This is a genomic window from Thalassospira sp. A40-3, from assembly GCF_015871485.1.
Classification (GTDB): Bacteria; Pseudomonadota; Alphaproteobacteria; order Rhodospirillales; family Thalassospiraceae; genus Thalassospira; species Thalassospira tepidiphila.
The window spans coordinates 1,845,750-1,860,568 of record NZ_CP065428.1; the positions used below are offsets into that span (position 1 = coordinate 1,845,750).

Here is a 14,819-nt window from a genome sequence, read left to right on the forward strand (position 1 = left end):
GCAGGCGATCAGGCCTGAATGACGTTCAAACCACGCCGGGTGTAATTGGCAAGATAGCCGTTTGAAAGTTTGCGCCCGGTGACCAGATGGGAAATCGCATCAATGTCGCAGACCCGGTGCGGCAAACTGGTTTCAAGTTTGTCGGCGGTGGTGATGGCAATGACTTCGGCCGATTGGGCGATCATGGCCGCCTTGGTGGCGCGTTCTTCGGTGCTGCTGGTCGAAAGGCCTGCCTCCGGGTGAAGCGCGCAGGTGCCAAGCAGTGCGATATCGGCATTAAAGTTTCTAAGCTGATCAAGGGTCGTCGGGCCGCACACCACCATATCTGTTTTGCGTAGCGTGCCACCCAACATGATGACCTCGGCATTCGGATGGCTGGCGAGCTCGACCGCGATCATCGGATTGACTGTAATCACCGTGCCGCGAAAGGATGGTTTGAGGTTGCGCGCAACTTCACAAACGGTGGTGCCGCTATCGAAAAACGCCACGCAATCATCGGGGATCAGTTCACGTGCGGCCTTTTGGGCGATGGCAGTCCGTTCGGGTTGCAGTTCCTGCGCCCGTTCCGCGTAACTTTCCTGTGCCAAATTGGGCAGGACCGCACCACCATGAATGCGGCGCAAATAACCCTCTTCCTCCATCTGGCGCAGATCGCGGCGGATGGTATCAAGGGATGCGTGAAACAGGGCGGCCAGATCGTGGATATGAACCGTGCCCTGACTGCGCAGAAGTTTCTGGATTTCGTCCTGACGGCTTGAAACGCTCGACATCGATATGCCTGTTTTACATGTTGTGCATGTATTGCCGATATTGGTTAGCCCGGACATGCAAAAGCGTCAATAGAAAAACCGGCCAGACGAAGGTCTGACCGGTTTGTCCGTAAAGCAGTCTTTGGTGGTTTATCAGGCTTTATCAAGCGCCTGGGTCAAATCCGCCAGAATGTCGTCAATATGTTCGATGCCAATCGACAGACGGACATAGCCATCAGTCACACCCGATGACAGGCGATCTTCCTCTGAGAGCTGGCTGTGAGTCGTGGTGGCCGGGTGAATGGCAAGCGACCGTGTGTCGCCGATATTGGCCACGTGATAGAACAGCTCCAGCGAGTTGATGAATTTCTCGCCGGCATCTTTGCCGCCTGCCAGCTCAAAGCCCATCAAAGAGCCCAGACCACCCTTAAGGTATTTGTCCGCTCGACGACGGGCCTCGCCATCCTGTTTGCTGGGATGGATGACCTTGGTGACTTTCGGGTGGGATGCCAGGAAGTCGGCAACCTTGAGCGCGTTTTCGCAATGGCGTTCCATCCGAAGCGGCAAGGTTTCCATACCCTGAATGGTCTGGAAGGAATTGAATGGCGATGCCGCAGCACCAACGTCGCGCAGCAACGTGCAGCGCAGTTTGATCGCATATGCCACCGGTCCGATCGGTTTGACAGCCTCGGTCCAGACAGCACCGTGATAGCTGGGATCCGGTTCATTGAGAAGCGGGAAGCGTTTGGCGTGTTTTTCCCAATCAAACTTGCCCGAATCAACAACGATGCCGCCGACCGAGGTGCCATGACCGGCAATGAATTTGGTGGTCGAATACATCACAATGCTTGCACCGTGGTCGATCGGTTTACAGATGACCGGGGCGGCGGTGTTATCAACGATCAACGGAATGCCAAGGTCATCGCCAATATCGGCAACTTCGCGGATGGGGAAGACCTGCAGTTTCGGGTTGGGCAGGGTTTCGGCATAGAACGCACGCGTTTTGTCATCGGCAAGGCGACGGAAGTTTTCCGGATCGGCCGGATCGGCAAAGCGGACTTCGATGCCCATCTGTTTGAAGGTGTTGGCAAACAGGTTCCAGGTGCCACCATAAAGGTCGGTTGAGCTGACAATGTTGTCGCCCGCCTGCGCGATGTTCAGCACCGCAAAGGTCGAGGCCGCCTGGCCCGATGCCAGTGCGACCGCCGCAGCACCGCCATCAAGGGCCGCCACGCGCTGTTCAAGTACATCATTGGTCGGGTTCATCAGGCGGGTATAGATGTTCCCCAGTTCCTTAAGCGCAAAAAGGTCTGCGGCATGCTGGGTGTCGCGGAACTGATAACTGGTGGTTTGATAGAGCGGGACGGCGACAGAACCGGTTGTCGGTTCGGCACGGTAGCCTGCGTGAAGGACAATTGTTTCCGGCTTGGTCGAGGACATGATGACTGTTTCCCTGATTTATTGTGATTCCTGAGGCGAGGAGGGTATGCGCAGCGGCCCTGTATTCGCAAGGAAGATTTGGCGAAATGCCAGAGTGCTATGCACGTGATGGGCGTTCAGGATGAGAATTGTGATAATTCGGTACGATTATACCGAATGAATTGACAAGCAGCAGATTTCACGTTTACGTAAAGGGAAAATAGAAAATCAAAAGAGGCGGCGATCCAATGGAATTCAACCTGTCTGAAGATCAGCAGGCATTTGCCCAAGCTGCGCGTGATTTCGCGCAGAATGAAATGGCGCCATATGCGGGCGACTGGGATGCCAATCATACCTTTCCCGAAGAAACCCTGCGCAAGGCAGCCGAACTTGGTTTTGCCGCGATCTATACCGGCGAAGAACATGGTGGCACAGGGCTTGGGCGCCTTGATGCTGCTGTCATTTTCGAAGAGCTTGCGGCGGCTTGCCCGTCAACAGCGGCGTATATTTCGATCCATAATATGGCCTGCTGGATGATTGATACGTTTGGCAATGATGCGCAGCGTGCGAAATATCTGCCCAAACTGGTCACCATGGAGCATTTTGCAAGTTATTGCCTGACCGAGCCGGGGGCAGGATCAGATGCCGGGTCGCTTCGCACCCGGGCCGAACGCGATGGCGATCATTATATACTGAATGGCGAGAAGGCGTTTATTTCCGGTGGATCGCGCAGCGATATCTATGTCGTCATGGCGCGTACTGGCGATGACAGCCCGAAAGGCATTTCGACCTTTATCGTGCCAAAGGATGCCGAGGGGCTATCATTTGGCAAGCTTGAAGAAAAAATGGGCTGGAACAGTCAGCCGACCGCCGCCGTTATCTTTAGTAATTGCAAGGTGCCGGTCGAAAACCGTCTGGGCGAAGAGGGCGAAGGTTTCAAATTCGCCATGAAGGGCCTTGATGGCGGGCGGTTAAATATCGCGGCCTGTTCGATCGGTGGTGCGCGTGCGGCAATGGAACATGCCCGCGAACACATGAAAGTCCGCAAGCAGTTTGGCAAAAGCCTGGATCAGTTTCAGGCATTGCAGTTCAAATTTGCTGATATGGTGACCGAACTCGAAGCCGCGCGGCTGATGTTGCATAAAGGGGCATGGAAGCTGGATCACAAGACCGATAATGCCACGCAGTTCTGTGCGATGGCCAAACGGTTTGCCACCGATGTCGGCTTTAATGTCTGTAACGAAGCGCTGCAGCTTCATGGCGGATATGGTTATATTCGCGAATACCCCATCGAGCGGCTTTTGCGTGACTTGCGCGTGCACCAGATCCTTGAAGGTACCAATGAAATCATGCGCCTGATCATCGCGCGTGCAGCCCTGAAAGACTAGGTTATGAGCACAGTTTCAAATTCGCCGAACGAGACCGCAGACGCACCGGTTCTGTTTTCGCAGGACGGGCCGGTTGGGCGTATCCTGTTGAACCGTCCCAAGGCGCTAAACGCGCTTGATCTGGTGATGGTCGATATGATGCTGGCGCAGCTGAAATCCTGGGAACAGGATCCTTCGGTGAAGGTCGTCATCATTGAAGGGATGGGTGAAAAGGCATTTTGCGCGGGTGGTGATATCCGCGGCCTTTATGATGCCCGCAAGGTTGATGACGAAGAGATGCTTGATGCGTTCTATCGTCGGGAATATCACCTGAACCACTATATCGCTAACTATCCAAAGCCCTATATCGCACTGATGGACGGGATCACCATGGGCGGTGGTGTCGGGGTTTCAATCCATGGCCGATTCCGGGTCGTGACCGAACGGACGTTGTTTGCCATGCCTGAAACCGGCATTGGATTTTTCCCGGATGTGGGCGGGGGATATTTCCTGCCGCGGTGTCCTGGCAAAATCGGGATGTACCTTGGTTTGACCGGGGCGCGGATCAAGGCCGCAGATTGCCTTTATGCCGGACTTGCAACCCATGGGGCGGAAAGTGCGAAACTGGATGCCATCAAGGGTGCACTGGCAAGTGCAGCGTGGGACAGTGATGGCTTTGCCATTGCCGAGGATATCCTCAATAAGCATGAAACGCCGTTCGGTTCAGCACCACTTTCAGAAATTCGCAGCGAGATCGATCATTGCTTTGCTGGTGACAGTGTCGCGGCGATCTTTGAAGCCTTGCGGAATGCGGCCAGCGCATTTGGCACAGAGACCCTTGAGACGTTGCTGGGCAAATCGCCGACATCCCTTTGCGTCAGTTTCGAGCAAATCCGTCAGGGGGGCGATATGTCGCTGGCAGAGGTCCTGAACATGGAATATCGCTTGTCGCAGCGCATGGTGTGCAAGCCGGACCTGTTTGAAGGTGTGCGGGCGGTGATTGTTGATAAGGATCACGCGCCGAAATGGCAGCATGGCGATATCGGTCAGGTCGATCCACGCGAAGTGGCGGAATATTTCGAAAAACTGCCAAAAGACAAAGAGCTTAATCTTTAGACCATTGGGCAGGGAATATCACCCTGCCAGATCACCATAAATCAGAACAAAACACCCAGACAGGGTGTCAGAGGAGACTTCAAATGGCGAATATCGGTTTTATCGGTCTGGGCAATATGGGCGGCCCGATGGCGGCCAACCTTGTGAAGGCCGGACATGCGGTCAAGGTCTTTGATCTGTCGGCGGATGCGGTGGCAAAGGCGGTGGAGGCCGGTGCCTCAAAGGCGGCATCGGTCGGCGCAGCGGCCAGTGATGTCGAATTTGTTGTCACTGTTTTGCCCGCGGGCAAGCACGTGCTGGGCGTTTATGATGGGTCGGACGGTGTCATTGCACATGCCAAGCCGGGCACCGTTCTGATCGACAGTTCGACAATTGATGTGGACTCGGCCCGCAAGGCAGCCGAGCTGGCCCGTGCGGCAGGCCTTGGGGTTGTTGATGCCCCGATCTCTGGCGGGACGGCCGGTGCGGCGGCAGGTACGCTGACATTCATGGTTGGTGGATCTGAGGCGGACTTTGCCAGTGCACAGCCTATTTTGGCGGGCATGGGCAGCAATATCATTCATGCCGGTGACAGCGGTGCCGGGCAGGCGGCAAAGATCTGCAACAACATGGTGCTTGGTGTCAGCATGATCGCGGTTTCCGAGGCCTTCATGCTGGCAAAGCGCCTTGGTCTGGATGCCCAGAAACTGTTTGAGGTGTCTTCAAAGGCATCGGGTCAGTGCTGGGCTTTGACAAGTTATTGCCCGGTCCCGGGGCCGGTTCCGACGTCCCCGGCCAACCGCGATTATCAGCCGGGCTTTGCGGTGGATATGATGCTGAAGGACTTGAAGCTCGCCCAGCAGGCATCAGCGGCATCTGGTGCAACAACCCCGATGGGGGCGTTGGCCGAAAGCCTGTATGCGCTTTATTCCAATGGCGGCAACGGCGGCATGGACTTTTCGGCCATCGTTAAAATGCTGGATGGCGAGAAATAGAAGTACCCAGAAGCGGTGCCAAACGAGCGGGTCCGGATTTCCGGGCCCGTTTTGTTATATGTTGCGTTGTCTGAAAATGGGAGCACAATAGACAAGTCCATTTTTGATTACAGCAGTGCATCAATGACCTCACGCTATAACACCTCGAACGAGATTTATTTTGAGCTTCGGCAAGTCGGCACCTATCTGCGGTGTACGGCCATTGACGGCAAAACAGGCGTGGAAGTGACTGTTGCCGGACCTGTCAGCCGGAATCCGGAACAACTGAAGCGCGTTGCTGCACAAAAACTTGAATACGTTCTCAAAAAGGGATAATTTATACAATATAAAGCGTGGGTGACTTTCGAAGTCAGTGTTTTATGCCAATTTCAAATCCTGTTTTGGTGATTTTCACTAAAATGTCAAAGCGGCTTGCAGGGTTTGAAATCGTGTGTCTAATGTCCTCGCTCTAATCGCGCTCTTTATGTAATGGTCGCAAAAAGAATGACCGGCATAAGGGGTTAAAACCGGGGGTTACCCGATAACAATAAGACGGAGGCTTTGCGGGTTTGCCAGGGGGCTATGGGGAGACAGTGTCTCATCCAATCATTACATCTGTGTGTGAATTGATACCTTCTGCTGATCTGGCGAAGTCCTTGTATGTCTGTGCCAAATCTAAGGTTGTGCAATGGATTGGGCTTATTTCCTACAACAATTGATCAATGGTCTGACGCTGGGGGCCATTTATGGTCTGATCGCCATCGGTTACACGATGGTTTATGGCATTATTGGCATGATCAACTTTGCGCACGGTGAGATCTATATGATCGGTGCGTTCCATTCCCTGATTACCTTCCTGATCTGTCAGGCTGCCGGTATCAGCGGAATTCTACCTCTTACTCTTCTTTTGATGCTGTTCGTTTCAATGGTTCTGACCTCTGTCTATGGTTGGGGCGTGGAACGGGTCGCATATCGGCCGCTGCGCGGCTCATTCCGTCTGGCAGCTTTGATTTCTGCCATCGGCATGTCCATTTTCCTGCAAAACTTCGTTCAGATTTCGCAGGGCGCGCGCGTGAAACCGATGCAGCCGCTTGTTGAGGGCGGCATTACCCTGATGGAAAGCGCGAATTTCGACGTTCAGCTCAGCTATATGCAGATCGTGATTATCGTTCTGACATTCGTGCTGATGGTTGTCTTCTCGCTGCTGATTGCCAAAACGTCCCTGGGCCGCGCACAGCGTGCCTGTGAGCAGGACCGTACGATGGCAGGCCTTCTGGGTGTTAACGTTGACCGCACCATCTCGACCACGTTTGTCATGGGGGCTGCCCTGGCATCGGTCGCGGGGATGATGGTGACGTTGTATTACGGCGTGATTGACTTCTATATCGGCTTCCTTGCCGGTGTTAAGGCCTTCACCGCAGCCGTTCTTGGCGGTATCGGATCTTTGCCGGGCGCAATGCTTGGCGGTCTTCTGATCGGCCTGATCGAGGCTTTCTGGTCGGGGTATCTCACGATTGAATACAAGGATGTCGCAACGTTTGGCATTCTGGTTCTTGTGCTGATCTTCCGTCCGTGGGGTCTGCTCGGCAAGCCGGAGGTGGAGAAAGTCTGATGTCTTCTGCATTTGCTTCTTCTCGTACCAATGGCTCGGAAGTGGTCAAGGAACTTGCGTTCTTTGCCGTGATCGCGCTGTTGATGTCGGTCATGCTCCTTGGTGTCGAGACGGTTGACCGTCCGACCGGTCTGGAACTGGCCGTGCGTTGGGACCTTGTCCTGCTTGCAATCGGGGCGACTGTGATCGGGCGTCTTGGCCTGATTTTCCGCCGCGAGAACATTTCACGTCTTGGGCAGGCCGTTCTGATTACGCTTTCTGCCGTTGCCGTTTTTGAAATGTTCGTACGTTTCCGCGAACTTGATGACCGCTGGGTTTCGCCGGTCTTCCTCGACATGGTGTTTTCAAGTGTCGTCAGCACCATCGTTGGTATCGCGTTTGTGGCGATTATTTTTGCCACGGCCTATTTCACGATGAAAGACAAGACCGCGGCTGATGTCGATGAAAGCGCCAAACTGTCGTCCAAAATCCAGTTGGCGTATCGTTCGAACACCAAGAAAATCGGTCTGATCGGGATTATCTTCTTTATCATTTTCCCGTTCATCTTTGGCGAAGACCGTTCCGCAATCGACCTTGCGACCCTTGTGATGATTTACATCATGCTGGGGTGGGGGCTGAATATCGTGGTTGGTCTGGCAGGTCTTCTTGACCTTGGATATGTCGCGTTCTACGCGGTTGGCGCATATTCTTATGCATTGCTTTCACAGAACTTCGATCTGAGCTTCTGGCTGTGCCTGCCGTTGGCCGGTATCTTTGCGGCAAGCTTCGGGATTATCCTTGGCTTCCCGGTTCTGCGTCTGCGCGGTGACTATCTTGCGATCGTGACCCTCGGGTTCGGCGAGATTATCCGCGTTGTTCTGATCAACTGGTATGACCTTACCGGTGGTCCGGACGGGATTTCATCGATTGAACGTCCGAGCTTCTTTGGTATGGCCGATTTTTCACGGCGTGTTCCGGATGGGGCGATTGGCTTTAACGAGTTGTTCGGCATGGAATACTCGTCCATGCATCGCCTGATCTTCCTGTACTACCTGATCCTTGTGCTGGCACTGGTGACGAACTTCGTGACCCTGCGTCTGCGCAAACTGCCGATCGGGCGGGCCTGGGAAGCGTTGCGTGAAGACGAGATCGCCTGCCGTTCGCTTGGCATCAACCCGACCAACACCAAGCTGTCGGCATTTGCCATCGGCGCGATGTTTGGTGGCTTTGCCGGTGCGTTCTTTGCAACCCGTCAGGGCTTCATCAGCCCGGAAAGCTTCACCTTCCTTGAATCGGCTGTGATTCTTGCGATTGTGGTTCTGGGCGGCATGGGCAGCCAGATCGGCGTCGTGTTGGCAGCAATTGTAATGATCGGTTTCCCGGAAATGTTCCGTGAATTGGCCGAATATCGCATGCTGATCTTCGGGGCAGGTATTGTTGCCATCATGCTCTGGCGTCCGCGCGGTCTGTTGTCCTTCCGTGATCCGACCATTCTGCTCAATATGAGCCAGAAAGAAAAAGTTGCCGGAGAAATCAAATGACCGACAACAAACTGCTTGAAGTCGAACATCTGACCATGCGTTTCGGCGGACTGGTCGCGATTGATGATCTGTCTTTCAATGCCAACAAGCGTGAAATTACAGCGATCATCGGCCCGAACGGGGCAGGGAAAACCACTGTGTTTAACTGCCTGACCGGGTTCTACGTCCCGACCGAGGGTCGCCTGACCCTTCATGCCGACGATGGCCCGCGGTTGCTGGAACGGACCGAAGGGTTCCGCATTCCACGTAACAAAGGTGTTGCCCGCACGTTCCAGAACATCCGCCTGTTTACCGGGATGACGGTTCTGGAAAACCTGATCGTTGCCCAGCATAACCGGTTGATGGAGGCCTCTGCGTTCTCTCTTGCCGGTTTGTTAAAGCTTGGCAGATATGCCAAGGCGGAAAAGGAAGCGGTCGAAAAGGCAGAGTTCTGGTTGGAGAAGGTTGGTCTGTATGCGCAGGCTGACTGGAATGCCGGTAATCTGCCATATGGTTCCCAGCGTCGACTGGAAATCGCACGTGCCATGTGCACCGACCCGTCACTGCTTTGTCTGGACGAACCGGCTGCGGGCCTTAACCCGCGTGAGTCGGCGGAACTGAACGTTCTGTTGCAGAGCATCCGTGATGATCAGGGCGTTGGCTGCCTTCTGATCGAGCATGATATGAGCGTTGTCATGCAGATTTCCGACCATGTGATCGTTCTTGATTACGGTAAAAAGATTGCCGACGGCAATCCAGAAGCCGTCAAGAATGATCCGGCTGTTATCCGCGCCTATCTTGGCGAAGAAGAGGATGACGAGCTTCCGCCGGAAGTTGCTGCCGACCTTCATCTTGATCCGAAAGCGCAGTGAGGGAGTCCATCGATATGTCCATGCTTAAAATCGAAGGTGTTCATACCTTCTATGGCAATATCGAAGCCCTCAAGGGCATTGATATGGAAGTCAATGAAGGTGAAATCGTCACCCTGATCGGTGCCAACGGTGCCGGCAAAACCACGTTGCTTATGACCTGCTGTGGTTCGCCGCAGGCCAGCAAGGGACGCATTCTGTTTGAAGGCCAGGATATCAGTCGCATGCCAATGCATGAGATCTGCCAGCTTGGTATTCAGCAGTCGCCGGAAGGGCGTCGTATTTTCCCGCGCATGTCGGTTTATGAAAACCTTCAGATGGGGGCGATCACCCAGGATCCGAAATATTTCAATTCGGATATCGAAATGGTGTTTGATCTGTTCCCGCGTCTGAAGGAACGCATCAACCAGCGTGCCGGTACGATGTCTGGTGGTGAACAGCAGATGTTGGCGATTGGCCGTGCGCTTATGGGCCGTCCGCGTCTTCTTCTGCTTGATGAGCCGTCACTTGGTCTGGCGCCACTGATCGTGAAGCAGATTTTCGAAACGGTTGAGAAGATTAACCGCGAGAAAAAGATGACGGTCTTCCTCGTTGAGCAGAACGCATTCCATGCGCTTAAACTGGCTCATCGTGGATATGTGATGGTCAATGGCAATATCACGCTCTCGGGGACGGGTGCGGAACTTCTGGCAAACCCGGAAGTCCGCGCAGCCTACCTCGAGGGTGGCCACTAGGGAGTTCTGAGATGGAAGCGATTACGGGTACCAGCATTGGTGTCACAATCGGAATGACCATCATCCTGATGGGGTTCTGCGGTTTTATGACCGGTCAGGCCATCGCAAACACCTGGCGTCCGGCCTGGCAGCTTGTGCCTTATGCACTGCTGCTTGGCTGCGTTGACCGCTTCATGGTTTTTGCCCTGTTTGAAGGTGAGCTTCTCTCACTTTCCGGCTACATTTTTGATACGGTAATCTTGTTTGCAATCACCTTCGCGGCGTTCCGCCTGACGCAGGTGAACAAGATGCTGTCGCAATATCCGTGGCTGTATGAACGGGTTGGTCCGTTTGCGTATCGCGCCCGCGAAGGTGCTGATGTTCGCTGATATTTGCGGGGACGTTACGCGTCCCCGCATGATTGCCCGATAAAGGGCAATCATCTGGTTTGTACTTATGCGTCCCGGATACGGAGCGCTATGGTGCGAGGGAACTGAAACCGGTAATCGGCGATAAACACGGGCCGGTTTCAGATCCAAAAAGATGATTCTGTCATGGTGATGGAATCAACCTTTGGAACAGGGAGACTTCTCTTATGTCGAAAACCAAGCTCGGCCTTCTTGCCACTGCTTCCGCGCTTGTTCTTTCAATGGGTGTAGCAAAAGCTGACATCGTTGTCGCGACCGTTGGTCCGATGACCGGTCCGTATGCTGCATTTGGCGAACAGATGACCCAGGGTGCAGAGAAAGCAGTTGCTGACATCAACGCAGCTGGTGGCGTGAACGGCGAAATGCTCGTCCTCGAAATCGGCGATGACGCTTGCGATCCGAAACAGGCTGTTGCTGTTGCCAACCAGTTGGTTAGCAAAGACGTTGCACTTGTTGCTGGTCACTTCTGCTCTGGTTCCTCGATCCCGGCTTCGGAAGTTTACTTCGAAGAGGGCATCATCCAGATTTCCCCGGCTTCGACCAACCCGCAGTTGACCGAACGTGACATGGACAACGTGTTCCGTGTTTGCGGTCGTGACGATCAGCAGGGTGAAGTTGCTGGTAAATACCTGGCTGCAAACTATGGCGACAAGAAAATCGCCATCGTTCACGACAAACAGGCTTATTCCAAAGGTCTGGCTGACGAAACCAAGAAAAACCTCAATGCGAACGGCGTAACCGAAGCCCTTTACGAAGCAATCACCCCGGCTGAGAAAGACTACTCGGCTCTGGTGACCAAGCTGAAGTCCGAAGGCATCGAAGTTCTGTATTATGGTGGTTACCACACCGAACTCGGTCTGATCGTTCGTCAGATGCGCGCACAGGGCATGGACACCATGGTCATGTCTGGTGACGCGATCAACACCCTTGAATATTGGGCAATTACCGGTGATTCCGGCGAAGGCACCATCTTCACCGCATCGCCTGCAATTGAAACCGATCCGCGCAACGCCGACCTCGTCAAATACTTCGACGAAATCGGTTACAAGCCGGAAGGTTACACCCTGTTCACCTATGGCGCGATCCAGGCTTGGGCACAGGCTGCCAACAAAGCTGGCTCTACCGACTTCGAGCCGGTTGTAGATGCCCTGCATTCCGAGAAATTCGACACCGTTCTTGGCGAAATCTCGTTTGACGCCAAAGGCGACGTCGATGCTCCGGGTTACTGGATCTACACCTGGAAAGACGGTCAGTACACCGACGGTGCTATCCAGAATCCGTGATCAACTGCAAACGGTCAGTCCGGCCTAGAGCCGGGCTGACCCGACTTTTGCAGTCGGATACGAAAAACGCCGCCCTGAATGAGGGCGGCGTTTTTTCTTTCGGTATTTGACCGGGGAAGGCGTTATTTCGCCTTGCGACCCAAACCGATTTTCTTGGCAAACTGCGAACGCTGCTTGGCGTAATTCGGTGCGACCATCGGGTAATCTGCCGGCAGGCCCCATTTCGCACGGTATTCTTCCGGGGTGAGGTTATAGGTCGTGCGCAGGTGACGTTTCAGCATTTTCAGCTTTTTGCCGTCTTCGAGGCAGACAATATAATCATCGCCAATAGATTTTTTGATCGGAACAGCCGGTTTCAACGGTTCCTGTTCCGGTTCTTTTTCAACACCGTGTATATCATCAAGAGAAGCAAAGACAGTCGAAATCAGTTCCGGAATCTGTGCCGCGGCAAGCGCATTGTTGCTGACATAGGCAGATACAATGTCGACGGTCATCTGTAAAAGTTCGTCGCGATCAAGCACGCTGTTCTCGGTTTCAGCCATAATTGAAGTAATCCTTCATTTGATAAATCACATTAAACTTAATGCACTATTCAATCGGTATAGTCAAACTACAGAAAAACACAAGGTTATTTGTTTAATAGACCCTGTTTTGGTTTATAGGGATGTTATATTAAAGTTTATGCTTTGGCGGCGATGATTAAACCCTCTTAAATTTCAGATCATACAGGAAATACAACCAAACAGATTGCGCAATAATACTGTTTATATGGCTGGATCGTACTTTACGGCCATGGAGGCATTCTGATACCTGCTTGGACCTTGTTGACGGCGTTAAAGCTGACATATGTGTTCAATATACGGAGCGTTTGAACCATAACGGTTTTACTGCGTCAGTTCTGTCTGGAAAACTTGCTGTTTTGCATGAGCTGCGCGTTGGCAGCCCCGACGCTATATGCTACAAGGCGCTCAAATTTTAACTTTTGCTTTTGAATAAAGGCACGCCTATGACCGTCAAAACCCTTGCGATTGCCTCCGACCACGGTGGTGTGGAACTGAAATCAACCATTGCTGAAACCTTGAAAAAGCGCGGGATTGAAGTGCTTGATCTGGGCACAGATGGTTCGGCTTCGGTTGATTACCCGGATTATGCGCAGGCAGTGGCCAAGGCCCTTATCGATGGCAAGGCCGAGGCGGGTATTCTCGTCTGTGGATCTGGCATCGGTATGAGCATGGCAGCCAACCGCTATCCGCAAATCCGCGCAGCACTGGTTCATGACCGTCTTTCCACGGAACTTTGCCGTCAACATAACAACGCAAATGTTCTTTGCCTTGGTGCCCGCCTGATTGGTGAAGCCACGGCACTTGATTGTGTTGATACCTTCTTGTCGACCGAATTCGAAGGCGGTCGTCACGAAGGCCGCGTCGCAAAAATGTCCTGCTCCGTCTGATTTTCTCGCCATCTGGCATCAACCGGAACGGGCAGGCGGCCCCCAAGGGTCGCTCCCCGTCACATCGCATCGAAAGAGGCCCCCGCATGTCGTTCAAAGGCTTTTTCACCACCAGCTTGGCCGAAGCTGATCCGGCACTGTACAAATCTGTTACCGACGAGCTTGATCGTCAGCAGAACCAGATCGAGATGATTGCTTCGGAAAACATCGTTTCCAAAGCGGTTATCGAGGCACAGGGCACTGTCCTGACCAACAAATACGCCGAAGGTTATCCTTCGCGCCGTTATTATGGTGGTTGTGAATATGTTGACGTTGCCGAACAGCTGGCAATTGATCGCGCCAAGGAAATCTTCGGCTGCGAGTTTGTCAACGTTCAGCCCCATTCCGGTGCGCAGGCAAACGGTGCGGTGATGCTGGCCCTTTGCAAGCCGGGCGACACCATTCTGGGTATGTCGCTTGATGCTGGTGGCCACCTGACGCACGGTGCGCGTCCGGCGCTGTCGGGCAAGTGGTTCAATGCGATTCAGTATGGTGTTCGTGAAGACGACCTGACCCTTGATTACGATCAGGTTGAGGCCCTTGCGGTTGAACACAAACCGGCGCTGATCATTGCCGGTGGTTCGGCCATTCCGCGTCAGATCGATTTCAAACGTTTCCGTGAAATCGCTGACAAGGTTGGCGCTTTGCTGATGGTTGATATGGCGCACTTTGCAGGCCTGGTTGCCGGTGGCGTTCATCCGAGCCCGCTTCCTTATGCAGATGTCGTAACCACCACCACACATAAAACCCTTCGTGGTCCGCGTGGCGGCATGATCCTGTCAAACAACCTCGAGATCGGCAAAAAGATCAATTCCGCCGTCTTCCCGGGTCTGCAGGGTGGTCCGCTGATGCATGTGATTGCGGCCAAGGCGGTTGCCTTTGGCGAAGCGCTGCGTCCGGAATTCAAGGCATATGCCCAGCAGGTTGTTGATAACGCCAAGGCACTGGCCGAAGTCCTTGTTAAACGCGGCTTTGACATCGTGACTGGCGGTACCGATACGCACCTGATGCTGGTGGACTTGCGTCCGAAGGGCCTGAAAGGCAACACGGCGGAAGTCGCACTGGAACGTGCAGGCATTACGTGTAACAAAAACGGTATTCCGTTTGACACCGAAAAGCCGACGATTACGTCTGGTGTGCGTCTTGGCACGCCGGCTGGTACCACGCGTGGTTTCGGTGTTGCCGAATTCCGGCAGATCGGTGAACTGATCGGTGACGTTCTGGATGCCATGGTCGACAACCCGGAAGGCAATGCCGAAGTCGAGGCCGCCGTCCGTGCGAAGGTTGAAGACCTCTGCAAGCGTTTCCCGATCTATTCCTGA

The 14,819-nt window shown here is 53.7% G+C and carries 15 protein-coding genes; 12 read left to right on the forward strand and 3 right to left on the reverse strand.

Features of this window, described 5'->3' with window-relative positions:
* Nucleotides 1–8: 8 nt before the first annotated feature.
* Both IT893_RS08280 and IT893_RS08285 read right to left on the reverse strand, forming a co-directional pair.
* Nucleotides 9–770: a DeoR/GlpR family DNA-binding transcription regulator gene (locus IT893_RS08280; protein WP_197147426.1), complete on the reverse strand. Its 762-nt coding sequence runs from the start codon at nucleotides 768–770 to the stop codon at nucleotides 9–11.
* Between the two features lie 132 nt (nucleotides 771–902).
* Complete coding sequence (locus tag IT893_RS08285; RefSeq protein ID WP_064781443.1) at nucleotides 903–2,189, reverse strand: O-acetylhomoserine aminocarboxypropyltransferase/cysteine synthase family protein; 1,287 nt, start codon at nucleotides 2,187–2,189, stop codon at nucleotides 903–905.
* Nucleotides 2,190–2,416: 227 nt separating this feature from the next.
* Between IT893_RS08285 and IT893_RS08290 the strand changes: the two genes are divergently transcribed.
* The 10 genes from IT893_RS08290 (at nucleotide 2,417) to IT893_RS08335 (ending at nucleotide 12,008) form a co-directional block, all read left to right on the forward strand.
* Nucleotides 2,417–3,556, forward strand: coding sequence for an acyl-CoA dehydrogenase family protein (locus IT893_RS08290; protein ID WP_197147427.1), 1,140 nt, complete (start codon nucleotides 2,417–2,419; stop codon nucleotides 3,554–3,556).
* Between the two features lie 3 nt (nucleotides 3,557–3,559).
* Nucleotides 3,560–4,651 carry an enoyl-CoA hydratase/isomerase family protein gene (locus IT893_RS08295; protein WP_197147428.1) on the forward strand — a complete coding sequence of 364 codons (1,092 nt, stop codon included), beginning with the start codon at nucleotides 3,560–3,562 and terminating at the stop codon, nucleotides 4,649–4,651.
* Between the two features lie 83 nt (nucleotides 4,652–4,734).
* The gene (gene mmsB, locus IT893_RS08300) at nucleotides 4,735–5,625 is read left to right on the forward strand and encodes a 3-hydroxyisobutyrate dehydrogenase (RefSeq protein ID WP_197147429.1); all 891 of its coding nucleotides are present in this window, start codon (nucleotides 4,735–4,737) and stop codon (nucleotides 5,623–5,625) included.
* Between the two features lie 123 nt (nucleotides 5,626–5,748).
* On the forward strand, nucleotides 5,749–5,940 hold the full coding sequence (locus tag IT893_RS08305; RefSeq protein ID WP_008891119.1) for a hypothetical protein: 192 nt from the start codon (nucleotides 5,749–5,751) through the stop codon (nucleotides 5,938–5,940).
* A gap of 352 nt (nucleotides 5,941–6,292) precedes the next feature.
* Nucleotides 6,293–7,216, forward strand: coding sequence for a branched-chain amino acid ABC transporter permease (locus IT893_RS08310; RefSeq protein ID WP_008891118.1), 924 nt, complete (start codon nucleotides 6,293–6,295; stop codon nucleotides 7,214–7,216).
* Nucleotides 7,216–8,736, forward strand: a complete 1,521-nt coding sequence (gene livM, locus IT893_RS08315; RefSeq protein WP_197147430.1) for a high-affinity branched-chain amino acid ABC transporter permease LivM — start codon at nucleotides 7,216–7,218, stop codon at nucleotides 8,734–8,736. The genes IT893_RS08310 and livM overlap by 1 nt, the downstream gene beginning before the upstream one ends.
* A complete protein-coding gene (locus IT893_RS08320; RefSeq protein WP_197147431.1) occupies nucleotides 8,733–9,587 on the forward strand; it encodes an ABC transporter ATP-binding protein in 855 nt (284 codons plus the stop codon). Before livM ends, IT893_RS08320 begins: the two co-directional genes overlap by 4 nt.
* Nucleotides 9,588–9,607: 20 nt before the next feature.
* A complete protein-coding gene (locus IT893_RS08325) occupies nucleotides 9,608–10,318 on the forward strand; it encodes an ABC transporter ATP-binding protein (protein WP_008891115.1) in 711 nt (236 codons plus the stop codon).
* 11 nt (nucleotides 10,319–10,329) lie between these two features.
* Nucleotides 10,330–10,686: a DUF6867 family protein gene (locus tag IT893_RS08330; protein ID WP_008891114.1), complete on the forward strand. Its 357-nt coding sequence runs from the start codon at nucleotides 10,330–10,332 to the stop codon at nucleotides 10,684–10,686.
* 206 nt (nucleotides 10,687–10,892) lie between these two features.
* Nucleotides 10,893–12,008, forward strand: coding sequence for a branched-chain amino acid ABC transporter substrate-binding protein (locus tag IT893_RS08335; RefSeq protein WP_008891113.1), 1,116 nt, complete (start codon nucleotides 10,893–10,895; stop codon nucleotides 12,006–12,008).
* Between the two features lie 122 nt (nucleotides 12,009–12,130).
* Here IT893_RS08335 and IT893_RS08340 read toward each other — a convergent pair whose 3' ends face one another.
* Nucleotides 12,131–12,550, reverse strand: a complete 420-nt coding sequence (locus tag IT893_RS08340; protein ID WP_008891112.1) for a MucR family transcriptional regulator — start codon at nucleotides 12,548–12,550, stop codon at nucleotides 12,131–12,133.
* 464 nt (nucleotides 12,551–13,014) lie between these two features.
* Between IT893_RS08340 and rpiB the strand changes: the two genes are divergently transcribed.
* Both rpiB and glyA read left to right on the forward strand, forming a co-directional pair.
* Nucleotides 13,015–13,458 carry a ribose 5-phosphate isomerase B gene (gene rpiB / locus IT893_RS08345; RefSeq protein WP_008891111.1) on the forward strand — a complete coding sequence of 148 codons (444 nt, stop codon included), beginning with the start codon at nucleotides 13,015–13,017 and terminating at the stop codon, nucleotides 13,456–13,458.
* Between the two features lie 86 nt (nucleotides 13,459–13,544).
* Nucleotides 13,545–14,819: a serine hydroxymethyltransferase gene (gene glyA, locus IT893_RS08350; protein ID WP_197147432.1), complete on the forward strand. Its 1,275-nt coding sequence runs from the start codon at nucleotides 13,545–13,547 to the stop codon at nucleotides 14,817–14,819.

Excerpts from the sequence above, each read along its gene's own strand:
- IT893_RS08290 (WP_197147427.1), top strand. The coding sequence starts at position 2,417 with ATGGAATTCAACCTGTCTGAAGATCAGCAGGCATTTGCCCAAGCTGCG.
- IT893_RS08325 (WP_008891115.1), top strand. The coding sequence starts at position 9,608 with ATGCTTAAAATCGAAGGTGTTCATACCTTCTATGGCAATATCGAAGCC.
- IT893_RS08280 (WP_197147426.1), bottom strand. The coding sequence starts at position 770 with ATGTCGAGCGTTTCAAGCCGTCAGGACGAAATCCAGAAACTTCTGCGC.
- IT893_RS08320 (WP_197147431.1), top strand. The coding sequence starts at position 8,733 with ATGACCGACAACAAACTGCTTGAAGTCGAACATCTGACCATGCGTTTC.
- IT893_RS08310 (WP_008891118.1), top strand. The coding sequence starts at position 6,293 with ATGGATTGGGCTTATTTCCTACAACAATTGATCAATGGTCTGACGCTG.
- IT893_RS08330 (WP_008891114.1), top strand. The coding sequence starts at position 10,330 with ATGGAAGCGATTACGGGTACCAGCATTGGTGTCACAATCGGAATGACC.
- IT893_RS08335 (WP_008891113.1), top strand. The coding sequence starts at position 10,893 with ATGTCGAAAACCAAGCTCGGCCTTCTTGCCACTGCTTCCGCGCTTGTT.
- rpiB (WP_008891111.1), top strand. The coding sequence starts at position 13,015 with ATGACCGTCAAAACCCTTGCGATTGCCTCCGACCACGGTGGTGTGGAA.
- IT893_RS08340 (WP_008891112.1), bottom strand. The coding sequence starts at position 12,550 with ATGGCTGAAACCGAGAACAGCGTGCTTGATCGCGACGAACTTTTACAG.
- IT893_RS08305 (WP_008891119.1), top strand. The coding sequence starts at position 5,749 with ATGACCTCACGCTATAACACCTCGAACGAGATTTATTTTGAGCTTCGG.
- livM (WP_197147430.1), top strand. The coding sequence starts at position 7,216 with ATGTCTTCTGCATTTGCTTCTTCTCGTACCAATGGCTCGGAAGTGGTC.
- IT893_RS08295 (WP_197147428.1), top strand. The coding sequence starts at position 3,560 with ATGAGCACAGTTTCAAATTCGCCGAACGAGACCGCAGACGCACCGGTT.
- IT893_RS08285 (WP_064781443.1), bottom strand. The coding sequence starts at position 2,189 with ATGTCCTCGACCAAGCCGGAAACAATTGTCCTTCACGCAGGCTACCGT.
- glyA (WP_197147432.1), top strand. The coding sequence starts at position 13,545 with ATGTCGTTCAAAGGCTTTTTCACCACCAGCTTGGCCGAAGCTGATCCG.
- mmsB (WP_197147429.1), top strand. The coding sequence starts at position 4,735 with ATGGCGAATATCGGTTTTATCGGTCTGGGCAATATGGGCGGCCCGATG.